This window comes from Acinetobacter sp. V104_13, assembly GCF_031798995.1.
Classification (GTDB): domain Bacteria; phylum Pseudomonadota; class Gammaproteobacteria; order Pseudomonadales; family Moraxellaceae; genus Acinetobacter; species Acinetobacter pittii.
In genome coordinates this window covers 1-22887 of the sequence record NZ_JAVQNP010000024.1, presented here as the reverse complement: position 1 = coordinate 22887, position 22887 = coordinate 1, and the positions used below count along the sequence as shown (strand labels likewise).

The window sequence follows — 22887 nt, the reverse complement described above, 5'->3', positions numbered from 1 at the left end:
CCTATGGTTGCATAAAATATTCACAAATGAATAAATCAAATTTTAGAGATTGTTTTGCTATGGATAATATTTTTCTATTTGATGAGAAAAAGTTGACTGAAGCAACAATTTTCTTTTTGCTTCAATCAGATAAGCACAGCATTAATATTTTAAAACTCATGAAGTTATTATACCTTTCTGAGCGAAAATCTTTTGAAATGTTTCATACCCCAATGATTGGAGATAGCCTTGTTTCAATGAATAAAGGTCCTGTTCTTTCTATGACTTTAGAAAGAATCAATCATGGTAGTCGTAAACAAACTTATTGGGATAAATTTATTTCCGATAGAGCAAACAATGACATCGCTCTTAAACAGGAAGTAACCATCCAATCCGACGATGATCTTCTAGAATTAAGTGACAATGACATCACTGTTTTAAAACAGATCTGGTTTGAATTTGGAAATAAAAATCAGTGGGAACTAGTTGATTATACTCATGATTACTGCCCTGAATGGCGTAATCCAGGTTCTTCAATGTACCCTATTGAATATAAAGACTTATTCAAAGCATTAGGTTTTTCAGAAGAATTATCTAATGAAATTATTGGTCAGCTTGAAACTCAAGCTTATATCAACCAATCTGTTCAAATGGTCAATAATCACTAGGAAAGTGTTGAATGTCTGAGTGGAAAGCTGAAGCGGGTGATGCATTTTTTTGTCAGGCTGGACCTAAAGAGCATTTGTTTGTTGTATTGTTTGATCCTGATACTTATCCAAGCGAAGGATATGGAAAAAGACTCTGCATCGTTTCAGTTAATTTTACTTCTGTAACAACCGAAAAGAAAATTGATCCTGCTTGCATTATTGAAGCTGGAGAACATCCGTTCATCCAGCATCAAAGTTTCGTACTTTATGAAAGAATCCAAGTTATGGATCATCAACATGTCTGCCATTGCGTGAATACTGGTGTATATAGGCCAGCAACCAAAGTGTCTGTTGAATTACTTGATCGTATTATTTGTGGTATCCAAGATTCTTCATTCACACCAAGAAAATTTAAAAAACTATTAAAATAATACTATTAAACTTTTAGGTTCACTGCTTCAAAGGATTTGAATCCTACTATTTACCCCCTACTCATTCATTAACAGTATTGGCGATTCGAGTTTGCTCAGTAAAAATTCATTATACCAATAAGCTTCTCTAGCATCTTTAATTGAACCAAAGCTCTTAGCAAATAAAAAATTACCCAACAAAAAACCCCTAAGCCGTTAGCTTAGGGGTTTTCGTAGAATCTTACGATTCTGAATCTGGTCCCGAGGGTCGGACTCGAACCGACACGTCATCTCTGACAGCGGATTTTGAGTCCGCCGCGTCTACCAATTTCACCACCTCGGGAGAGGAAGTATGTTTGTGTTGCGTATATTAGCGCGTTTGTAAAACTTGTCAAACCCTAAGTGAATATTATCGTTCACTTTTAGATCATTTAAACATTTTTCATGATTTAGGCCATAAGCACAGCCATAAAAAAGCGAAAAAGTTTATACTAGGCCTAATTTTTGTGGTGTTTTTTCTCAAATATGCAACTGTCCGACTTTTCCTTTGAATTACCTGATGAACTTATTGCCCGTTATCCTCTTGAATCACGTAGTGCTTCGCGGTTATTACACTTAGACTCAAAGGGTCAATATCACGATCACATGTTCACAGACATTATCGATCTGTTCGAAGAAGGTGATCTGTTAGTGCTCAATGACACTAAAGTCATGAAAGCACGACTTAAAGGAAAACGCTCTACAGGCGGTGCTATCGAGATTTTGGTTGAGCGCATGCTGAACCACACCACAGCGTATTGCCATATTAAATCGAGCAACTCGCCTAAAGCAGGTGCCGAACTTTATGTCGGTGCAGATAACATTCCTGTAATCGTACGTGGCCGTCACGAAAATTTATTTGTGGTTGAGTTTTCACAGCCAATTTTGCCTGTACTTGAGCAATATGGTCAGCTACCTATTCCGCCTTACTTTAACCGTGAAGCAGAAGAAATTGATACTGAACGCTATCAAACGGTTTTCCATAACCCAGAGAAAATTGCCAGTGTTGCAGCCCCTACAGCAAGCTTGCATTTTGATGAAACACTTTTAGAAAAATTAGAACAAAAAAATGTTCAAAAAACCTTTGTAACATTACACGTTGGTGCTGGCACATTTATGCCTGTTCGTACCGATGACATTACCAACCATATCATGCACAGTGAATGGTGTGATGTTCCTCAAGAAACTATTGATTTAATTTTGGCGACTAAGGCACGCGGCAATAAAGTGATTGCCATTGGTACAACCGCGACACGTGCTTTAGAAAGTGCAGCTCAAGCTCATGGCGGTAAAATTGCAGCTTGGACTGGCGACACACAAATCTTTATCTATCCAGGTTATGAGTTCTGCATCGTAGACCGTTTAATTACTAACTTCCATTTACCAGAGTCTACCTTGCTCATGTTGGTATCAGCGCTATCAAATAGAGACAACATTTTAGCTGCCTACGAACATGCAGTTAAAAGCCGCTATCGTTTCTTTAGCTATGGCGATGCAATGCTAATTGATAAGCTAGAAGTTTAAAAACTAAATTCTGATCGATATTGTTAATCATCTATAAACATCTTCTATAGTATGGATGCAAATATTTAGCAATATCGATTAGCTTTACCAAGTCGATTATAATTTTTATAAGCCTGAATTTTAGATATTTCCTTCATTAAAATATCTATGCCATAAAACCTATTCTTAGTTTCTCCAATCTTTTTATATAACGGCTACATTTAGTAGTAGAACTACGTCGCAGAATCAAGGAAAATAGCCCTCTTTTTAGCAGCGAACTGTTTCTTCGCCTCTGCTCGTGTTCAGGATTTTTAGATGAAGTTTGAAAAATTAGGTCAGTCGGGGCGCGCCCGTCGTGGTCGTTTAACTTTAGAACATGGTGTTGTTGAAACACCTGTTTTTATGCCAGTGGGGACTTACGGCACAGTCAAAGGCATGTTACCTCGTGACATCGAAGATATTCAGGCACAAATTATTTTAGGAAATACGTTCCATTTATATTTGCGTCCGGGTCTTGAAGTAATTAAAGAACACGGTGGTTTGCATGACTTTATTAAATGGAATAAGCCAATTTTGACTGACTCTGGCGGTTTCCAGGTTTTTAGTCTTGGCGCAATGCGCAAAATCAAAGAGGAAGGTGTTACTTTCCGCTCACCGATTGATGGTTCAAAAGTATTTTTATCACCTGAAATTTCTATGGAAATTCAGCAGGTCTTGAACTCTGACATCGTTATGATTTTTGATGAGTGTACGCCTTACCCTGCAACACATGAAGAAGCTCAAAAATCATTGCAGCTTTCTTTACGCTGGGCAAAACGTTGTAAAACCCATCATCATGATGAGCTCAAAAATCACAATGCGTTATTTGGCATTATTCAAGGTGGCATGTATGAAGACTTACGCGATGAGTCTTTAAATGGTCTTTTAGAAATCGGCTTTGACGGTTATGCAATTGGCGGTTTATCTGTAGGTGAACCTAAAGAAGAGATGATCAAAGTTTTAGATTATCTACCGAATAAAATGCCGCATGACAAACCGCGTTATTTGATGGGCGTTGGTAAACCAGAAGATATCGTTGAAGCGGTGCGCCGCGGTGTCGATATGTTTGACTGTGTAATGCCGACTCGTAATGCGCGAAACGGTCATTATTTTGTCACTGATGGTCTGGTACGTATTCGTAATAGTAAATATCGCCATGACCAGAGCCCGCTCGATCCACATTGCGATTGCTACACTTGTAAGAACTTTACCCGTGCTTATCTATTCCACCTTGAAAAATGTGGAGAAATGTTGGCATCTATGCTCGGTACTATTCATAACTTACGTTATTACCAACGTTTAACTGAAGGTATGCGTGATGCATTAGACAATGGCACATTTGACGAATTTGTTCAGGACTTTTATGCCCGTCGTGGTTTAGAAGTTCCACCATGTCCGGTTGATGAATAAGCCAGATTTGCGCTCAACCTCAAGACAAGGTAAATTGCAAAACGAATTAGGATTATGTCAGTTATCTGACTCATATTTTTAACTTTAGGAAATCAAAATGAGCTTTTTAATTTCTGCTGCTCATGCAGCACCAGCAGCTGGCCCAACTAATGGTATTTTGCCAAACATCTTGATGATTGTCGTATTCGTTGCAATCTTTTATTTCTTAATTTGGCGCCCTCAAGCAAAACGTGCTAAAGAACACCGTTCTTTGATTGAGAGCTTAGGTGTTGGTAGTGAAGTTGTTTTCGCTGGCGGTTTAATGGGCAAAGTAACCAAAATTGAAGGTGACTATGCAGTTGTTGAACTTAGCCGTGGTGTAGAAGTAAAAATTCAGCGTGCCAGCGTAATTTCAGTATTACCTGAAGGCACTCTAAATAACCTTTAATCATAAAACAGTCGTGCTTTAGCACGGCTTTTTCATTTAAGAAGAAAGCGAATGCGTTACCCTGCATGGAAATATTTACTGATTCTGGTTGTTCTGGTAATCAGTACATTATACGCACTGCCTAGTCTATATCCGGATGAGCCCGCTGTTCAAATTTCCGGTGCCAAAGCTGGTACCCAAATTGATCAAAGTGTGGTGAAAAAAGCAGAGCAAATTTTAAAAACAGCAAATATTGCGAGCCATGACAATACTTTTACAAATAATGCTGCCCTATTGCGTGTCAGTTCATCTGAAGCGCAGTTAAAGGCAAAAGAAGTATTACGTCGTGACTTAGGTGATGAATATGTTGTCGCCCTAAACCTTGCACCAACCACACCGGAATGGCTGCAAAAGATTGGGGCAAAACCAATGAAACTTGGTTTGGACTTACGTGGTGGTGTCCACTTCTTGCTTGAAGTAGATATGGACAAAGCCGTTGCCCAACGTATGGAAACCTCTGCCACCGATTTGCGTCGTCAGTTCCGTGAAAACAAGATCAAATTTAACAGTCTTGCATTAACAAATAATGTGATCACTGTTCAATTTGCTGACAATGCTGACCGTGATGCAGCAATGGATTTTTTACGTCGTAATGGGAATGAATATACCCAACAGGCTTTAGCAAGCTCTACAGGTTCTACTTTAAAGCTTACTTATACCGATGTACGTCGCCAAGAAATTCAGTCATATGCGGTAAATCAGAACTTAACAACATTACGTAATCGTATTAACGAACTTGGTGTTGCAGAAGCATTGGTACAAAGTCAGGGTAGCAACCGTATTGTTGTTGAATTACCGGGTGTACAAGATACAGCTGAAGCTAAACGTGTTTTAGGACGTACTGCGAACCTCGAATTCCGTTTAGTTTCTGACTTAAATGATCAATATATCGATCCATATACGGGTAAATATAATGGTCAACCTTTACCTCCGGGTACAGAAGTATTTGCTTATGAGTCTTTAGATAGCGGCCGTCAACTCTTGTTGCAACGTAACCGAATCTTGACTGGTGAGCGTGTTCAAAATGCAAGCTCTGGCTTTAGTCAGGACTCTGGCGGTGCCGAAGTAAATATCACGCTCGACAGCGCTGGCGGTAAGCTAATGTCCGATGCAACCCGTAATGCAGTTGGTAAACGCATGGCGGTATTGTTCATCGAGAACAAGCAAAAAATTAACTATGTCACAGATCCAAAAACTGGTGCGCAAACAGAAGTTCGTACGCCATACACTGAGTCTGTAGTCATTAATGCTGCAACAGTTCAAGCTGTTTTAGGTTCGACTTTCCGTATTACTGGTTTAAGTTCTCCTCAAGAAGCATCTGAACTTGCATTAATGCTTCGTGCTGGTGCTTTGGCTGCGCCAATGTACTTTGTTGAAGAGCGTGTAGTAGGTCCAAGCCTTGGTCAAGAAAATATTGATAAAGGTGTATTGTCTACTCAAATTGGCTTCTTGCTCGTTGCAATCTGGATGGTGGTTTTCTTCCGTGTATTCGGTTTAATCGCGAACTTTGCTCTTGTGTTTAACTTGGCAATGATTTTAACCGTGATGTCATGGATTGGAGCTTCCCTCACCTTACCGGGTATTGCCGGTATCGTTATTACCATTGGTATGGCGGTCGATGCGAACGTATTGATATGTGAGCGTATCCGAGAAGAAATGCTTTGGGGGGCCTCACCCAAACAGGCCATTGTGGCCGGTTATGATCGAGCCTATAACACCATTTTTGACTCGAACTTAACCACGTTCCTCGTTGCATTCATTCTGTTTGCAATTGGTACAGGCCCAATCAAAGGTTTCGCCGTGACATTAATGATCGGTATTATTTGTTCGATGTTTACTGCAATTACAGTAACTCGTGCAATCGTACAAATCATTTATGGCAAACGTCGTAATTTGAAAAAGTTGAGCATTTAAGGAGATCGATGATGACTAAAGTGACTCAACAAGATTCAAAACAATATGGTCGTCCGGATGATGCAAAAATCATCCCGTTCATGAAGATTGCCAAACCTGCAGCGATCTTCTCGATCCTGATTACTTTGGCTAGTATTTTCTTTATTGCAACTAAAGGTCTTAACCTCGGTTTGGACTTTACAGGTGGTGTTTCAGCTGAGCTTAACTATGCTCAACCAGCCAATCAGTCTGAAGTTATTCAGGCACTCGATAAAGCTGGTTTTAAAGATGCTGTAGTACAAACCTTAGGCAGCAATAAAGACTTACTTGTGCGCATGCCAGTACAAGAAGTTAAGGTTGAAGACCTTAATAACGCAATCACTAAGGCTGTACAATTACCAAATAATGCTGCTGAAGTTCATAAAGTGGACTCTGTAGGTGGTCAGGTTGGTAACGAACTCTATGTTCGTTCTGCTGGCGCGGTTGCACTTGCACTTATCTTAATGTTGATCTACGTAACCATCCGCTTTGAGTTCAAACTCGCGATGGGTGCCGTAATGTCTTTATTCCACGACATCATCATTATTATTGGTGCTTTTGCATTATTCCAATGGCCATTTGACCTTACAGTGTTAGCTGCGGTACTTGCTGTTATTGGTTTCTCGCTTAACGATAACATTGTAGTGTCAGACCGTATTCGTGAAAATTTCCGTAAGATTCGCGGTGCGACTCCTCGTGAAATCGTCGATATTGCGTTAACTGAGACTTTACGTCGTACCATTCATACATCAATGACGTTATTGCTGGTTGTACTAGCAATGATGTTCTTAGGTGGTGATGGTCTACACTGGTTCTCTGTGGCAATGTTTGTTGGTGTATTTGTTGGTACTTATTCTTCGATTTATATCGGTACTGCATTTGCATTATGGCGTGGTCTTAACCGCCAAGACTTCATCGTTCAGGTTAAACCTGAATTTGAAGATGAAATTCCTTGATTGTCTAAATAAGACTGTAAAAAAACCGCGATTCATTCGCGGTTTTTTTATTTGATCCAAAAATTATTTACGGCGCAGGGCATCCGAAATAGCTTCAACCAATTGTTGAGAAATTTCCTGTTTAGATGCTTTCTCTAACTCACGCTTTTTCATGTGATAGCTTTCAGCAAAGAAAACTGTCATCGCATTCTCATCAGAAGCAAACCCAATATCAGCACGTGATACATCGTTACACGCAATCATATCTAGTTTTTTAGCAACGAGTTTCCCTGCCGCATATTCTTCAACATTTTGCGTTTCGGCTGCAAAGCCCACCATAAATGGACGTTTTTCCTGACCTGCGATTGTTGCCACAATATCTGGATTTTTAACAAGGGAAACATTCAACTCATCCCCTGCTTTTTTAATTTTATGCTCAGCAACTTCTGCTACGCGATAGTCTGCAACTGCCGCAGTCGCAATAAAAATATCACAGCCTGTTTCTAGAGAACTCATACTGACGTCAAGCATTTGTCGTGCTGAGGCAACATTTACACGTTGAACACCATTTGGCGTATCTAAACTTACAGGTCCAGCAATCAGAGTCACTTGCGCGCCAGCAGCATAACAAGCAGCAGCTAAAGCGAAGCCCATTTTTCCAGTACTATGGTTTGAGATATAACGAACAGGGTCAATCGCTTCACGTGTAGGCCCAGCAGTAATAACTACTCGCTTACCTGCCAACAGTCCAAATTTCTCAGCGATAGCACGTTGAGCCTGATGGAAATAGCCAGCGACTTGGCGAGCAATTTCTTCTGGTTCCGGCATACGGCCTAAGCCAACATCACCACAAGCCTGCTCACCCGCATCCGGCATGATCACATGTACGCCATCTTCGACCAAGGTTTGCAAATTACGTTGAGTTGCTTTAGCCGCCCACATTTGCTGATTCATCGCAGGAGCTACCCAAACAGGAGATTTTGTTGCCAAAAAAACTGTACTGAGTAAATCATCTGCTAAACCATTCGCAAATTTAGCCAATGTGTCACAGCTTGCAGGTGCGACTAGTAATAAATCAGCCCAACGTGCTAATTCAATATGTCCCATACCCGCTTCAGCCGCAGGGTCTAGAAGTTCAGTATGAACAGGATTACCAGAAAGAGCCTGAAAAGTTAGTGGTGTAATAAATGCCTGAGCACCATGTGTCATCACCACACGCACGTCAAAGCCATAATCTTTGAGACGGCGGACTAAGATGGCACTTTTATAGGCAGCAATTCCGCCAGTAACAGCTAAAACAATGTTTTTATGAGGAATAACGCTTAAATCAAAGCTCACGAACAGGATACCTTTCTGTTGCAGTGGCGCTCACAATAGCATTAAATACGCGCAGACCCAAGATTGATTGGGCAAACAAAATAAAATTTTAAGCGGATTATGCTGGGGAATATGAATACTTCTATTAAAAATTGGCCTGAACAAGAACGGCCAAGAGAACGGTTATTGCAACAAGGTCCACAAAGTCTATCAGATGCAGAGCTACTGGCCATTTTTCTTCGCTCAGGTTCAAGACAACATTCAGCAGTCGAGTTATCTCGTTTACTCATTCAGCACTTCGGTAATCTTAATGCCGTGTTTGATGCCTCATTTAATGAGTTAACTCAATTTAATGGCATTGGGGCAACGAAATATTCACAATTACTGGCAGTCAAAGAACTTGGACGGCGTTATCTCGATCATCACTTCCAGACAAATAATCTCAGCCTCCATTCATCAGATTTAGTTTTGGATTATCTGCGCTACGAATTAAAAGGTGAGAAACAAGAAGTCTTTGCTGTTTTGTGCCTAGATCCGGAATTAAGAAAGCTTCATTTTAAAAAGCTATTCTTTGGTTCAGTTCAGCATTGCGCAGTTTCGGTCAATCAAACCCTACGCTACGCCTTACAGCAACATGCTTGCCAGCTCGTTATTGCACACAATCATCCATTTGGTTCAGCGCAGCCTTCTTCCGAAGATATTGCCTTAACTCAGCAACTTGAAGAGGCTTGTCAGCTTGTCGAAATTCGTTTGCTTGACCATTTTATTATCTCACCAGAAGGGAGCTTTTCCTTTGCTGAACAACAACTGCTCAACCCAGCAACAATATCAGTTCAATGATATTGACAAAGTACTACTAAGCCTAGAAGATCAAAACAAAAATAGCGACGTTTAAAATAAAATGATTGTTCGGGAACAGCCTAGTATTTTCAAAGTATTATTCTCTTGGCGAGGCACAATTTTACCCAAAATTTTGCCATCCTTAGGCGTTGTGATGCTGATCTCGGCAATCATTGGTGGAGTCGAATACATCAATCTTTATCGCTTTCCAGAGATTCCTCTGGTTGGCTTTACGCTCATTGGTGTCGTACTTTCTATTTTCCTAGGATTTAAAAATAGTGCATGTTATGACCGTTGGTGGGAGGCCCGAAAATTATGGGGCGTTCTAATTGCAACTTCACGCCATTTTGACCGTGACTGCCGTATTTTAACTCAAGCTCGCCGTGAGCGTGTTATTCAACATGTAATTGTTTTTGCTAATGTATTGCGTGACCGTTTACGTCGTCAGACGGCGAACCCAACTGAGTTAATACAAACCAGTGGTATGAGTCAGCAAGCACTCACTCAACTCTACCAACAAAATAATGCTCCTCAGTACACACTTAGTCTCATTCACTGGGAATTGTTGCAGGCACTTAAAGAAGGTGAAATTTCTGACATCATCTATGCACAAATGAATAAGAATGTTGCCGACTTAAGCGTCGTACAAACTGGCTGTGACCGAATTGCCAATACACCTATTCCATTTGCTTATTCAGTTTTACTTAACCGCACAGTCTATTTTTTCTGTTTTATGTTGCCGTTTAGTCTGGGTTCATTGCTTGGATTAGCAACACCTTTACTCGTCGGAATTTTGGCATACACATTTTTGGGTCTGGATGCTCTAAGCTCTGAAATTGAAGAGCCTTTCGGTACGCAAAGTAATGATTTACCGCTAGATGCAATGGTACGTAGTATCGAGATTGAGTTATTAGGGACTCTCGGTAAACCTACCCCACCGCCAATTCAGGCTCAAGATAACAACTTACTATAAAGAATTTAAATAAAATTCTCCCAAATCCCATGCTGCTTATCAGTTGGTTTAGGTGTATTTCCTAGTTTAATCCATGGCATATTTTCACCATGAAAGTCACTGCCAATTGAAACTGCCAACTGATATTGTTCAATCATTCGATCAATCATCTGGCGAGTAGATAGAGGTTCCATTGGTGGAGGTAACTCAATTGCATCTCCACCTGATGTCGCGAATAATTCAATTAAATAACGAATGTTAGTTGCAGATAAATCATAACGGGTCGGATGTGCTAATACTGCAAAGCCTTTACTTTGATGAATCACATCAATGGTTTCTTTTAAGCCTAGTCCTTCAAACTTTACAAAAGCACGTTTTCCTTCTTTTAAGAAACGATCAAATGCTTGTTGAGGACGAGCCACGACATTTTTCTCGACCAATGTTTTAGCAATGTGAGTTCTTGTTATCCTATCCGCCTGATGTTCTACTTTAGCAAGAACATCATCATAAATCTGAAAACCAATACATTTTTCTAATAGCTCACAAATCACTTTAGCTCTTTGCGCCCTAATTCTTTTTTGTTGTTCTAATGCTTCTAAAATTGGTGCTTCATCTTGCATATTTAAAGCGACAATATGTACACCATAACTCTTCTTAGTGGTTGGGCGCGACCACTGACTAGAAATCTCTGTACCAGAAATAATATTTAAATCATGGCCTTGTGCAGCAATTTTTGCACGCTGCAACCCATCCATTGTATCGTGATCAGTCAAAGCCAGTGTATGCAAGTTCACATCAATAGCAGCTTGCACCAGCAGTTCCGGAGACAAAGTTCCATCAGAAATATTGCTATGTGTATGTAAATCTATGCCTTGCATCTTTTATACTATGCCATTCGCCAAACCTGATCAGATACTCTAACATGAAAGCACTTCTGGACTTTGTTCCATTAATTATTTTCTTCTATTTATATAAAACAGTTGATCCAACTGACACCCAGCATCCTTTACTGAAACTGATCGGGTCTGCTGGTGGTGCTGATAATAATAATATTCTTGTAGCGACAACTGGCTTAATTATTTCAATGCTTGTGGTATATGGTGCCCTATTCGTTTTCCAAAAATTCCGTCTTGATAAACAACAGTGGTTTGTATTGTTTATGACTGTCATTTTTGGTGGTATCACCCTCATGTTAAGTGACGATTTCTATATTCGTCTCAAAGCTGCGATTTTAAATTTAGTTTTCGCAGGCGCATTCTTGGTTTCACCTTGGTTTGGTAAAGACCGTAAACCGCTCATTCAACGCTTATTTGACCCGATTTTAGATTTGAGTGAAAAAGGTTGGAAAAACCTCAATTTTGCTTGGGCAGCGATGTTTGTCGTGATGTCTTGTCTGCATGTATTCTTCGCGTTTTTATTTCACGGTGGAAAATATTGGGGCGAATTTACTGCATTTGGTGACATGATCGTGATGTTTTCATTTATCATTATTCAGTTCATTATTTTACGCAAACATTTTAAGTCACCAGATGCTTAAAATGCTTCCAGATTGATTATAGAGATACGATTACATGCCTTTTTTTGTTCTAAGCTGTACCGATAACGAAGGAACTTTAGAAAAACGCTTGGCAGTACGCCCTCAGCATATCGAACGCTTACAAAAACTCGATGATGAAGGCCGCCTTGTTACAGCGGGTGCTATGCCAAAAGATCCTAATGATCCGCAAGCAGGCTTCTATGGTAGCACCATGATTGTTGAATTCGACAGTCGCGAAGCATTAGATGAATGGTTAAAAGAAGAACCATTTCTTAAAGAAGGCATTTATGCTCACGTTGATGTAAAACCGTTTAATAAAGCATTTCCAAAAGGGTAATCGCATGCAGCTTGCAATCAAAAGCTTTCTTGGCTTGTGTTTGATATGTTCAACTGCTGGAGCAGTTGAACCTGCTGCGACACCAGCAACTCCTTCCCCAAGTGCGCCTTCAACCCAAGCCGCTAAACCAGCTCCAACATCGGCAACTGGAGTCAAAACAGCAGCGACGACAGCACCAACTGCACAACCACTTACAGCAGAACAGCTCGCAAAGAACAAGCAACAGCAAGACGCAAAAATCAAAGCCTTAGTTCAAGATCAAGCATCTCGCTTAAAACAGCTAGAACATGCCAACCTTGAAGCATTGGCTCAGAACCAAGAGTTACAGCTAAAAAATGATAATCTCTCTGTTCAGGTTCAAGTCTTACAAAGTGAACGAAGTGCGCAAATGTTTTTATATGGCGCTGTTACCTTAGCGGGTGGTGTATTGCTAGGTTTCTTTATTGCTAGTTATATTCATACAAAACGTCGACGCCAGTGGTAATACCAAGCGATCTATTAAATTCAATGAACGTATCAAACCGTATCCAAACAGCAGAGCTGGACTGGGAATTTGTCGATGGTATCGAGATTCCCATTTCCAAACAATTTGGTGATGTCTACTTTTCTAAAGATAATGGCCTACTTGAAACACGACATGTTTTTCTAAATGGTAACGACTTATCAGAACGATTAGCCAATTTAAAAGATTTTGAATATTTCAGTGTAGGAGAAACCGGTTTTGGTACAGGTTTAAATATTCTTGCACTCTGGCAACTTTGGCAGCAAATTCGTCCTAATAATCAAAGCCATTTACACACAATTAGTGTAGAAAAATTTCCGTTAAGTAAAGCTGATCTTATTCGCGCTTTAAATGTCTGGGATGAGCTTAAACCGCTTGCAGAGCAGTTAATTGAACAATATCCCCTGCCTATTGCAGGATGTCATCGTTTAACTTTCCCTAAAGAACGTTTTAGCATCGATTTATGGCTTGGAGATGCGCAAGAAATTTTTCCAAGCATGGCTAAAACTAAAGCTGTAAATGCTTGGTTTTTAGATGGCTTTGCACCGTCTTGCAACCCAGACATGTGGGAACAAAATGTTTTAAATAATATTGTCCGTCTTTCAGGTTATGGCACTACATTCGCCTCTTTTAGTGTTGCTGGCATTTTAAAACGTGGACTCAAAGCACATGGTATCGATATTTCTCGTCCACGTGGTTTTGGCCATAAACGAGAAATGCTCAAAGCAGTCTGGAAGCAGCCTGAAGCTGATGAAGATACCTTAGAATTAGATCAAACTCACGCATTGGCTACAGAGCAACAGCGTATTGCGATTATAGGGGCTGGTGTAGCAGGTTTAAGTACGGCGTGGGCATTTGCAGCACGTGGCCACCAAGTAACCTTATACGAGCAAACAAATGCATTATCGGGTGCCTCTGGAAACCCTTTGGCATTACTTAATCCAAAACTTTGTTCAATTGAACAAAGTCATGAACACCTCATGACCTTAAGTTGGCAACATGCTTTAAATTTTTATAAAAATTTTAATGCATTCCGTCCACTTCAAATTCAACAAATTGCATTGAAAAATGCAGATGAACTTCTCGATTTGGTAAATCAGTATCCAGCTCAAGTTGTTACTAACTCAGCGAACTCACTTGAAACTGATTACTCAAGCATATTGCTAACTGAGGCTGGCTCCGTCTCACCACATCAATTACGTGATGAAATTTTGCAGCATCCATGTATCAATCTCAAAATTGCCCATGTCACAGCACTTGTTTCTTGTGAAAATAAAGTTCAATTGCAAACCGACAATGAAATCATTGCAGAAGCAGACCATGTCGTTGTGTGCTGTGCTCGAGAAAGTGCTGCTTTATTCGACAGCTATCCACAGTTAAAACCAATACGTGGACAAGTGAGCTGGGTTGATAATACGTTTGCCCCTCTGCCTTTAAATGAAGCTTATAGCTATGGCGGCTATTGCATGCAACTTGATGCTGCACAGATGATTTTAGGTGCGTCTTTCTACCCAAATCGTGAAGATCAAGATGTACTTCCCGAAGACCATGTGCATAACTTTGAATTAATCCACAGTGTATTCCCTGAATATGCTGAAAAGTTACCGTCACCTTCGACATGGCAAGGGCGTGCATCCATACGGGCACAAAGCTTGGATTATTTTCCTCTGGTTGGAAAAATGCAGGAGAATAGCCGAATTGCTACTTTTGCCGGGCTTGGCTCTAAAGGCTTTCTTTTTGCACCACTATGCAGTGAAATCTTAGTTGCTCAAATATTAGGAGAAGCTTGTCCAGTGCCAGACCGCCTATTACAAAAATTGAGTCCTCAACGGTTCCAAAAGAAAGTGAAACCTAAAAAGCCTTATTTTAAACCGCAATAATTCATTTCAATAAAAAAGCACCCGAAGGTGCTTTTTTTATGCGCCCTGCTCTAGAGGCAAGCCAGCATCACGAGCTGCACGTGTCCCGCCCATCAGCACGACATATTCACGCGAGGCATCCAATCCTTCTAGTTTCTCAGCTGCACGAGGAGCTTTGCTACCACCACCACATAAAATATAAATCGGCTGACCCGCAGAGACCTGGTTCAAAATATCAGCATTCAAATCATTAATTGGGCGATTCACCGCACCTTTAACATGCCCTTCTGCATAAGCATTAGTATCACGGACATCCCAGATAACAGCATTTTCTGGGAATTCAAATGTTGTAATTTCTTGTTTACGGATCATTGTGCACTCCTTTGATGTAAACAACACTTGGCAAATGAAGAAAACCCTCTTAGCATCTCAAATATTCTTTCACTTTGTAAAGGTCTAAACTATGCCTTCTTTCGATATTGTCTCTGAATTAGAGTTATTTGAAGTTAATCATGCTGTACAAAACACACAAAAAGAGATTGCAACACGCTTTGACTTCCGTGGTCACGATGTTTCTATCGAATTAAATGAAAAAAATAAAGAAATCAAAATCAGTACTGAAAGTGATTTCCAGTGTGAACAAGTTTATAACATGTTAGAAAATCATTTTTATAAACGTAAAATTGATGTTCAAGCACTTGATCCACAAAAAGCTGCGGCTTCTGGCAAAAACTTTGTACAAGTCATTAAACTTAAAGATGGTCTTGACTCTGATACTGCAAAAAAAATTAATAAAGCCATTAAAGAAAGTGGCGTTAAAGTGCAATCTTCTATTCAAGGCGACAAAATTCGTGTGACAGATAAGAAGCGTGACACCTTACAACAAGTCATGACTTTTTTACGTGAACAACAATTCGGTGTGCCATTACAGTTTAATAACTTTAAAGATTAATATCTTGTCGGCCATTTAAAGCTAAGGTAATCCCATGTCTCAATCCAACCGTCTATCAAAACTGGTAAAAGCAACTTCAAAATTCCCTAAAGGCATTCGGAGCACGCTTTGGAGCAAGGCGTTTGGTCGTATCGTGCCGATGGTGGGTACAGCAAATATCCGCTATCTAGAAGTAGACTCAAACCACGTTACTGTCCGTTTAGATAACCAAAAAAATATGCAAAATCATATTAAAGGAGTGCATGCCGCGGCTATGGCTCTTTTAGCAGAAACTGCAACGGGTTTTTTAACCGGTTTACATATTCCTGATAATCGAATTTTATTAATCAAATCATTACATGTGGATTATTTAAAAGTGGTTGAAGGCGGTTTGACTGCGACAGCAACATTGTCTGCTGAACAACAAAAGTTTATTGCAGATAATGAGAAAGGTGAACTTATGATTCCTGTTACTGTGATTGATGATGCAGGCAATGAACCAATTCAATGCCAAATGCTCTGGGCATGGTTACCTAAACGTAAGAAATAATAACTAATCTAAAGTATTTTTAGACGGTTATTTACCTCAAGATATAAAACTAATATTTTGTATCTTGAGGTTAAAAATGAAAAAAATATTAATTCTTTCCTCTTTATTTACCAGTTTAATATTTACAACAATAAGTTCTCACGCGACTGAACCTCACATTAAAACTAGTAAAGTAACTTCGGCTAAATCAGAAGCTATTGATAAAGTAAGTGCTCAAAACAAAAGAATAGTGACCGACTTTTATGAAGGTGTCTTTTTAAAACATAAAGTCAAAGAATATGCAGACCGCTATATTGGTCAACAATACATTCAGCACAACCCTAATGTTCCAGATGGGAAAGCACCTTTTGTTAATTTCTTCACTGAAAAATTCCAAAAGAATCCTCAAGCTAAAAATGAGATTAAACGTGCGATTGCTGAAGGCAATCTTGTCGTTTTACATGTCCATTCGACTGAAAATGAAAAAGATCGAGGAAGAGCAATTGTTGATATATTCCGTGTTGAAAATGGAAAAATCGTAGAGCATTGGGATGTGATACAAAATATTCCTGAGCAAAGCAAAAATACAAATACGATGTTTTAACTTCTAAAAAATAGTTTTTCTTTTGAATAAAGATTAAAGCCTGAATACTAATATTCAGGCTTTCTGATTCTTATTGAGTCTCCAAAAACTTCTGTTTCGCTTCTTCAGGTATTTGACGCTTATTACCTTTTACATCTACTGCTACAAAGGTAAAGACTCCTTCAGTAATGCGTATTGGTTCACGAGAGTCATCATGACTATCCCAAACTTCAATTTGCATCTGAATAGAAGTATTTCCAACTTTTAAGATTTTGGTATAGCAGCTAATGACAAAGCCAACTTTTACCGGAACCAAAAAGGTCATTTGATTAATAGAAATTGTAGCACAGCGACCACGACTGAAACGTTCTGCGTGAATTGCTCCAGCCAAGTCCATTTGTGACACAATCCATCCACCAAATACATCACCACTCCAGTTTGTATCTGCTGGCATGGCAATCGTTTGTAAGGATAAAATTCCTTCTGGTTTGGTATAAGCTTCTGACACCTTAGCTCCCGAAATTCGTTTGAAGTTGTTGATCGAGCCACTGTTGCAATTCAGGCGCACGTAATGCGCCGCTAATACGCGCGACCTCTGTCGTTTTATTCATTAAGACAAGTGTCGGAATACTTCTCACATGAAAAGCTTGGCTCAAGCGAGGAGATTCTTCGGTATCAATCTTGGCAAAGATAACGCCTGGATTCTGTTTTGCGACCTGCGCAAAATGTGGAGCCATCATTTTACAAGGTCCACACCATTCTGCCCATAAGTCTATAAGAATAGGTAGATCACTATTCGTGATGTAGTTACTAAAATTCTGCTCATTTAGCTCAATTGGTGCAAGTGGTAGTAAGGGCTGATGACATTGCCCACAGCTTGGTTGCTCCGGAAGTTTTTCTTCCGGAACTCGGTTTTTAGCACCACACGATGCACATACAATAATCATTTACATCACTCCTATATGCTGATGTAAAAATTCTAATTGGGTTGTCACTGCTTTTTCAAACCATGAACCGTGATAGATATCAAAATGTTTCATATCCCATTCATGATAATTCACAAAAGGCGCAATATTTGTCGCAGCTTCACGGCTTGACTCAATAGGAATAAGCGAATCTTTTTGAGCAGCAATAAATAAAACAGGAATATTAATCTGGCGCACAACTTGGATTGGACGGTATCGCATCAGATTAAAAAAGACACGAGCAGGAACTTCCCCACTCCAATAATAATCAGGATTTACAATCGATAAATAGCCATAATAACTATCAGCCGTAGGCATAAAGCATAAGTTATGTTGATCAACAACAGGTAATCTCTTTGGATTAAGCCCCATCTTTGATCCCATATAATCCTGACTCGATAGCTTTAATGCTTGGGGATAGCGCTGCAAAGGATAGAGCTTGGCAGTTTCAGCACCATCTACATAAGGAATTTGTACTAAAACTGCTTGAATATTCTTTAACTCAGAAGCTAGGCTTAGCGCATATCCCCCACTTAAAGAAGTTCCCCAAAGCACAATCCTTCGGTTATCTACGAGTTTAGAAGTCGAAGCATACTGAATCACCGTCTTCCAATCTTCTAATTGTGAATTGATGGAGACCATTTCTCTAGGCTTGCCAGTGCTCCCCCCCCAATATCGATAGTCAAATAAAATAACAGCGTAACCTGCTTGTGCAAATCGCTGGGCATACTGAATGAGTTTAAATTGACGCAATCCGGCAAAACCATGCGCCATGATAATTACCGCAGATTTATTATTTGTTTTTGGAATATAAAAGTCAGCTGCGATCATTTCCTGATCACATGGAACATATAAAGGCTCAACCGTATAAGCGTGCATATGTGCTCCGTGGCATTATGGTCGAAGTAATGAATTTACAAAAAACATCCTGATCGCCTTTTAAAAATCTAGAGCTGTTCTATGACATAAGTTTTATCTATGTAGGAACAACGTTTTAGTGTCTTGTATCTCAGGTTAAGCTTAATGCTATGATACAGCATAAGAGGTTTTGTTAAATTTTGGAGTGACGAAATGTCAGATAATGTTGGTTTCGCAGGTCAAATTGGTCCAGAACACGTTGGCCAAGTTGTAGAAAAAGGATTTAAATCTATTATTAATAACCGACCAGATATGGAAGGCGGCCCAGAACAACCTACAAGCGCTCAGATTGAAGAAGCAGCACGTCAAGTAGGCTTAGACTATGTTTATCAACCTGTTGTAGCTGGACAGATTACTGAGCTAGATGTACGTACTTTTGCTAATCATTATAATGAATTGCCAAAACCTGTGCTGATGTTCTGCCGCACAGGAAACCGTTCAAACAACCTATATCAATTAGCAAAACAAATGGACTTATTAGACGACTAAGTTTAAAAAATTGGTACTCTTTAAAACCCTATTTTCTTCTTTAAAGTAGGGTTTTGATAAATTATTTTGCATATCTCTGCACGAACTCAACAGAACTAAAAATAATATTAATTTAGAGTATTTATATCTTTTGATTCATTTATTAATTTTCTATGAATAAATTTATTTTCGTTCTTTTAAGCTGTTTAATCATTAGCGCATGCTCCTCAATGCAAGTAAAACCTACTGTAGGAGTAACGATGGGTACACGCATTTAATCAGTTACTCTGCCTATAAATATCATGAGCAACCTCATGAAATATATGTTATTTTATAAACCTAAAAAATTATTTTAAATAACTTATCATTTTAATGGGGATAATCATGAAACTTACTCAAGGAGTATGTGGAGTTACTTTGGCTGCTTTTTTGACAGCTTGTGGTGGGGGTGGCAATGATGGTTACTATAATCAAAATTCAAATTCTGGTTCTACAACAACACCAACCACTCCATCACCAGATCAGGAGTTAGCGACCTCAGTTTTAAATAATGTAAAACAAGAAGGTAAATATCTATTTGGTGCCTATGATCTTAATGATGAAAAGCTATCAAAAGGTTATATTGATCATGCAATAGATACCTTCGCTCAAGGACCACTTAAGTTAACCTTAGACATTCGAAAAGTAGATCTTACTAAGTACTCCGACCACTATCGTGATAAATGTTTTATCAAGAGTACTACAGACTACCGCGCCTGCTATGTATTTAAAGGGGAAGAAATAAAAACTTTACTCACTGGATATAATGATTGGGATTTTGATATTACAGCAGACGACTTGAAGAACATTAAACTGGCAAACGACAATATATCTCCGAACTTACAGGACTATCAATCAAATACCAGAATTTATATTTTTGAAAATGAAAATAATGATAAAAACTTTCAAGATGTAACTATTACAGGTGCGTTTGCTTATCCTTTCCAACAGTCATGGGGACTTGAACAAACCAAGCAAAAAAGATTCGTATTAATTAATGCTGCCACAAGTGATTATAAAATTACGACAACCGCTCTCGTTCAAGATCCAGAGACAGGCCAACCAACTGAAAAAGAAGTAACCACGGGTGCAATGAGTGTTTATAAAGATAATACATCAATTGATGGTGATCTCTATGTAGTTCAAGGTGGTTCTGGTTTCAACGTACTCATTAATGACAATCCTAATGTCCCTTTTGCAGAGCCAATTTCATTTGTTGTGAACTCAACTCCTGGTAATACGAACAATGCGACATATAAAGTAATGGCTAATAATCACCAAATATTGAGCCTGCCAAGTATTACTAGCCTTGAAGGAAGCCGAGTTGAAAATGAATCACCAACAACGAATGCACAGAAATTTAATGGCAGTATTTATTTAGAAGGACAAAATATTTTTACTTTCAAACAAAGCTTGAATGGAACTACATTAGACTTTAAGCATGTTATTAATGGGGTAAGCATTGAAGGTCAGTCTATTAATCAAAATGGGACTGTTTCAACAACCCTAAAAACACCTTTTATGCAAAAATTTACATTTTAAAGCTAAATAATTAGGACAAAACCCTCTGTTTAAGAGGGTTTTTCTATATATTCTAAATATCTATTAAAATAGCTTAATGACAATGTTCGATATTATTATCATTGGCGCAGGTACTGCTGGTATTAGCGCATACAAAGAAGCCGTTAAACATACCAACAATATTTTAATTATAAATGATGGACCATGGGATACCACTTGTGCCCGTGTAGGCTGTATGCCAAGTAAAGTTCTCATCTCTACAGCAAACCGTATGTTTGACATTCAAAATGCTCAAGAGGTTGCTTTAGACGTATCTGCAAATATTAATACTAATCAAGTGATGCAGCATGTACAAACTTTACGTGATAGATTTACACAAGCAACTTTAAAAGATGTAGATCAATGGCCGACTGAGCATAAAATTTCTGGCAAAGCACATTTTATTGATCCACAAACTGTAGAAGTTAACGGAAAACAGTACAAATCAAAAAGTTTTATTCTGGCGGTTGGTTCAACTCCTAATTATGATCAAATTTGGAAGCAAGAATTAGGAAACCGGCTTATAACAACAGACCAAATATTTGAGTTAAAAACACTTCCTAAATCTATTGCTGTAATTGGTAGTGGTGTGATCGCTCTTGAGATTGCACAAGCTATGCATCGTCTAGGTGTAGAAACAACAATCTTCGCTCGCAGTAAACGAATTGGAATCCTAACTAGTTCTAGAGTTCAACAGCTTGCTCAAAAAGAGCTAGGAAAAGAATTAACAATTCTATTCGAGACTTTACCGAGTGAAGTTAAATGCAGTAAGGAAAACGCTGTATTAACTTACCAAGTTGATGAAACAGAGAAAACTCTCGAAGTTGAATATGTTTTAGCTGCAACCGGCCGTACAAGTTTAATTGATACTTTAAAACTAGAAAATATTGATAATTCATTCAAAGATATTAAGTTATTACCTGTAAATGCTAAAACTAAGCAGCTAGATACATATCCAATTTTTGTTGTCGGTGACGCTTACACCTCAACGCCACTACAACATGAAGCAGCACATGAAGGTAAAAAAGTTGTTTATAACTGTTTAAATTATCCACAGGTAAACTCAGTTAAGACACTTACTCCATTAGGAATTGTCTTTAGTCATCCTGAAATGGCGATCGTAGGTCAAAGCTATAAGCAATTAAAAGATGAAGGTATAGATTTTATTACAGGCGAAGCCTCTTATGAACGACAAGGAAGAGCTATTGTTCTTGGAAAAAATAAAGGTGCTATTGAAGTTTATATAGAACGGGAAAGCCAAAAGCTTCTAGGTGCTGAGCTATTTACAGAAGCAACTGAACATATGGCCCATTTATTAACCTGGATAATCGGTGAAGAATTAACGCTAAATGATATTCTAGAGAAACCCTTTTATCATCCGACTTTAGAAGAAGGTCTTCGAACTGCTCTAAAGCATGCACGTAGACAACTGAAGTAATCTATTTTAGAAGAGCCCTTTATTAATCAAAATTGGCTCTTCTCTACTTCACATTGCTTTAATTAATTCATTTGATGGGAAATAACCGCAACTAATGAAGCATTCTTTTCAGATGAACTAGTATATATCCATGTCTCTAAAGGCTTCCCATTTTTAGAAATAATATAATTTGTTGTGGTCAAATTCTTATCTTTAAATACTTCTTTTTTATAAGTTAGGCCCGTAGATTCTGGAGGTAGCCAGTTTTCTAAATTCTTCTGAATTTCAGTTGAATTTCCTTTATTATTAACTTCTATATCCAAACTTCCACACTCAGGGCAACATTCTTTACTCTCCCCCAAACTTTTGTTCAAGCTCATCACTAAAGTCTTTTTCAAGAAATGACTTCGCTTCATCAACATAGTTTTCTGGAACTAATAAACGAACCCCACCTAAAGCATTAGAATAAAACCAATCCATATTAATTGTATGCTCATTTTCAATATAAACAGGAATTTCAAATGCTTCTAGTTGAGTCTTTGCAATTTGTGCCTCATAAGGAAACGAGAAAGTTTTAATTACGATCCATTGCATATTAAATTTCTAATTAGGTAAATAATTTTAGAGTAGCTTTATTACTTTATAATTTGAATAAATTTTAATATCTAAAGGATTGAGAATACAAATTCCCCAATAAAAAAACACCCCCATTCATTAGAATGGGGGTGTTTAGAATAATGAGCTGGCGATGACTTACTCTCACATGGGTAACC

25 protein-coding genes, 1 tRNA gene and 1 pseudogene are annotated in these 22887 nt (G+C 38.7%); 19 read left to right on the top strand and 8 right to left on the bottom strand.

Going from position 1 to position 22887, the window contains the following annotated elements; all coding sequences use genetic code 11:
* The first annotated feature begins 26 nt into the window (after nucleotides 1–26).
* Nucleotides 27–647: a Panacea domain-containing protein gene (locus RMB06_RS08965; protein ID WP_309165047.1), complete on the top strand. Its 621-nt coding sequence runs from the start codon at nucleotides 27–29 to the stop codon at nucleotides 645–647.
* Nucleotides 648–658: 11 nt separating this feature from the next.
* On the top strand, nucleotides 659–1057 hold the full coding sequence (locus RMB06_RS08960; RefSeq protein WP_309165049.1) for a hypothetical protein: 399 nt from the start codon (nucleotides 659–661) through the stop codon (nucleotides 1055–1057).
* A gap of 235 nt (nucleotides 1058–1292) precedes the next feature.
* Here RMB06_RS08960 and RMB06_RS08955 read toward each other — a convergent pair.
* Nucleotides 1293–1379: transfer RNA gene (locus tag RMB06_RS08955), tRNA-Leu, on the bottom strand.
* Nucleotides 1380–1561: 182 nt separating this feature from the next.
* Here RMB06_RS08955 and queA point away from each other — a divergent pair.
* The 5 genes from queA to secF all read left to right on the top strand — a co-directional run bounded on the left by queA (nucleotide 1562) and on the right by secF (nucleotide 7381).
* Nucleotides 1562–2599, top strand: a complete 1038-nt coding sequence (queA, locus tag RMB06_RS08950) for a tRNA preQ1(34) S-adenosylmethionine ribosyltransferase-isomerase QueA (protein WP_311079117.1) — start codon at nucleotides 1562–1564, stop codon at nucleotides 2597–2599.
* Nucleotides 2600–2893: 294 nt separating this feature from the next.
* The gene (tgt, locus tag RMB06_RS08945) at nucleotides 2894–4027 is read left to right on the top strand and encodes a tRNA guanosine(34) transglycosylase Tgt (RefSeq protein ID WP_002116306.1); all 1134 of its coding nucleotides are present in this window, start codon (nucleotides 2894–2896) and stop codon (nucleotides 4025–4027) included.
* A gap of 97 nt (nucleotides 4028–4124) precedes the next feature.
* Nucleotides 4125–4454 (top strand): preprotein translocase subunit YajC, encoded by a 330-nt coding sequence (gene yajC, locus RMB06_RS08940; RefSeq protein ID WP_002116168.1) that lies wholly within the window; start codon nucleotides 4125–4127, stop codon nucleotides 4452–4454.
* A 51-nt stretch (nucleotides 4455–4505) separates the two neighbouring features.
* Entirely contained in the window at nucleotides 4506–6407 is a 1902-nt protein-coding gene (gene secD, locus RMB06_RS08935; protein WP_002116237.1) for a protein translocase subunit SecD, read from the top strand.
* 8 nt (nucleotides 6408–6415) lie between these two features.
* The gene (secF, locus tag RMB06_RS08930; protein ID WP_014207646.1) at nucleotides 6416–7381 is read left to right on the top strand and encodes a protein translocase subunit SecF; all 966 of its coding nucleotides are present in this window, start codon (nucleotides 6416–6418) and stop codon (nucleotides 7379–7381) included.
* Nucleotides 7382–7444: 63 nt separating this feature from the next.
* Here the strand turns inward: secF and coaBC are convergent, their stop codons facing one another.
* Nucleotides 7445–8698 carry a bifunctional phosphopantothenoylcysteine decarboxylase/phosphopantothenate--cysteine ligase CoaBC gene (gene coaBC, locus RMB06_RS08925; protein WP_002116235.1) on the bottom strand — a complete coding sequence of 418 codons (1254 nt, stop codon included), beginning with the start codon at nucleotides 8696–8698 and terminating at the stop codon, nucleotides 7445–7447.
* A 99-nt stretch (nucleotides 8699–8797) separates the two neighbouring features.
* Between coaBC and radC the strand changes: the two genes are divergently transcribed.
* Both radC and RMB06_RS08915 read left to right on the top strand, forming a co-directional pair.
* The gene (radC, locus tag RMB06_RS08920) at nucleotides 8798–9517 is read left to right on the top strand and encodes a DNA repair protein RadC (protein WP_311079113.1); all 720 of its coding nucleotides are present in this window, start codon (nucleotides 8798–8800) and stop codon (nucleotides 9515–9517) included.
* Between the two features lie 61 nt (nucleotides 9518–9578).
* Entirely contained in the window at nucleotides 9579–10490 is a 912-nt protein-coding gene (locus tag RMB06_RS08915; protein ID WP_068563554.1) for a bestrophin family protein, read from the top strand.
* A 5-nt stretch (nucleotides 10491–10495) separates the two neighbouring features.
* Here RMB06_RS08915 and RMB06_RS08910 read toward each other — a convergent pair whose 3' ends face one another.
* The gene (locus tag RMB06_RS08910; RefSeq protein ID WP_311079112.1) at nucleotides 10496–11347 is read right to left on the bottom strand and encodes a PHP domain-containing protein; all 852 of its coding nucleotides are present in this window, start codon (nucleotides 11345–11347) and stop codon (nucleotides 10496–10498) included.
* Between the two features lie 44 nt (nucleotides 11348–11391).
* Here RMB06_RS08910 and RMB06_RS08905 point away from each other — a divergent pair, with 44 nt between their 5' ends.
* From RMB06_RS08905 to mnmC, 4 genes are read left to right on the top strand one after another with little or no spacing between them, the layout of a single operon-like run.
* A complete protein-coding gene (locus RMB06_RS08905) occupies nucleotides 11392–12006 on the top strand; it encodes a septation protein IspZ (protein ID WP_005064166.1) in 615 nt (204 codons plus the stop codon).
* Between the two features lie 34 nt (nucleotides 12007–12040).
* Entirely contained in the window at nucleotides 12041–12343 is a 303-nt protein-coding gene (locus tag RMB06_RS08900; protein ID WP_002116400.1) for a YciI family protein, read from the top strand.
* A 4-nt stretch (nucleotides 12344–12347) separates the two neighbouring features.
* Entirely contained in the window at nucleotides 12348–12827 is a 480-nt protein-coding gene (locus RMB06_RS08895; RefSeq protein WP_238515358.1) for a hypothetical protein, read from the top strand.
* Nucleotides 12828–12850: 23 nt separating this feature from the next.
* Nucleotides 12851–14725: an FAD-dependent 5-carboxymethylaminomethyl-2-thiouridine(34) oxidoreductase MnmC gene (gene mnmC, locus RMB06_RS08890; RefSeq protein ID WP_311079109.1), complete on the top strand. Its 1875-nt coding sequence runs from the start codon at nucleotides 12851–12853 to the stop codon at nucleotides 14723–14725.
* Between the two features lie 36 nt (nucleotides 14726–14761).
* Here the strand turns inward: mnmC and RMB06_RS08885 are convergent, their stop codons facing one another.
* Complete coding sequence (locus RMB06_RS08885; protein ID WP_002116171.1) at nucleotides 14762–15076, bottom strand: rhodanese-like domain-containing protein; 315 nt, start codon at nucleotides 15074–15076, stop codon at nucleotides 14762–14764.
* 91 nt (nucleotides 15077–15167) lie between these two features.
* On the opposite strand from RMB06_RS08885, the gene RMB06_RS08880 reads away from it, so the two are divergent.
* The 3 genes from RMB06_RS08880 to RMB06_RS08870 all read left to right on the top strand — a co-directional run bounded on the left by RMB06_RS08880 (nucleotide 15168) and on the right by RMB06_RS08870 (nucleotide 16768).
* Nucleotides 15168–15656: a YajQ family cyclic di-GMP-binding protein gene (locus RMB06_RS08880; RefSeq protein WP_002051423.1), complete on the top strand. Its 489-nt coding sequence runs from the start codon at nucleotides 15168–15170 to the stop codon at nucleotides 15654–15656.
* Nucleotides 15657–15690: 34 nt separating this feature from the next.
* On the top strand, nucleotides 15691–16185 hold the full coding sequence (locus RMB06_RS08875) for a DUF4442 domain-containing protein (protein WP_017482212.1): 495 nt from the start codon (nucleotides 15691–15693) through the stop codon (nucleotides 16183–16185).
* A gap of 76 nt (nucleotides 16186–16261) precedes the next feature.
* Complete coding sequence (locus tag RMB06_RS08870; RefSeq protein WP_068930203.1) at nucleotides 16262–16768, top strand: ester cyclase; 507 nt, start codon at nucleotides 16262–16264, stop codon at nucleotides 16766–16768.
* A gap of 70 nt (nucleotides 16769–16838) precedes the next feature.
* On the opposite strand, the gene RMB06_RS08865 is transcribed toward RMB06_RS08870, so the two are convergent.
* From RMB06_RS08865 to RMB06_RS08855, 3 genes are read right to left on the bottom strand one after another with little or no spacing between them, the layout of a single operon-like run.
* On the bottom strand, nucleotides 16839–17255 hold the full coding sequence (locus RMB06_RS08865) for an acyl-CoA thioesterase (protein ID WP_002116010.1): 417 nt from the start codon (nucleotides 17253–17255) through the stop codon (nucleotides 16839–16841).
* A 1-nt stretch (nucleotide 17256) separates the two neighbouring features.
* Nucleotides 17257–17694, bottom strand: a complete 438-nt coding sequence (gene trxC, locus RMB06_RS08860) for a thioredoxin TrxC (protein ID WP_003655112.1) — start codon at nucleotides 17692–17694, stop codon at nucleotides 17257–17259.
* Nucleotides 17695–18591, bottom strand: a complete 897-nt coding sequence (locus tag RMB06_RS08855; protein WP_311079104.1) for an alpha/beta hydrolase — start codon at nucleotides 18589–18591, stop codon at nucleotides 17695–17697.
* A 192-nt stretch (nucleotides 18592–18783) separates the two neighbouring features.
* Here RMB06_RS08855 and RMB06_RS08850 point away from each other — a divergent pair, with 192 nt between their 5' ends.
* The 3 genes from RMB06_RS08850 to RMB06_RS08840 all read left to right on the top strand — a co-directional run bounded on the left by RMB06_RS08850 (nucleotide 18784) and on the right by RMB06_RS08840 (nucleotide 22135).
* Entirely contained in the window at nucleotides 18784–19119 is a 336-nt protein-coding gene (locus tag RMB06_RS08850; protein ID WP_002116083.1) for a TIGR01244 family sulfur transferase, read from the top strand.
* A gap of 363 nt (nucleotides 19120–19482) precedes the next feature.
* Nucleotides 19483–20679 (top strand): hypothetical protein, encoded by a 1197-nt coding sequence (locus tag RMB06_RS08845; RefSeq protein WP_311079100.1) that lies wholly within the window; start codon nucleotides 19483–19485, stop codon nucleotides 20677–20679.
* 82 nt (nucleotides 20680–20761) lie between these two features.
* Nucleotides 20762–22135, top strand: coding sequence for a dihydrolipoyl dehydrogenase (locus RMB06_RS08840; protein WP_311079099.1), 1374 nt, complete (start codon nucleotides 20762–20764; stop codon nucleotides 22133–22135).
* A 62-nt stretch (nucleotides 22136–22197) separates the two neighbouring features.
* Here the strand turns inward: RMB06_RS08840 and RMB06_RS18265 are convergent.
* Nucleotides 22198–22708, bottom strand: a pseudogene (locus tag RMB06_RS18265) (DUF2007 domain-containing protein).
* Between the last annotated feature and the right edge of the window lie 179 nt (nucleotides 22709–22887).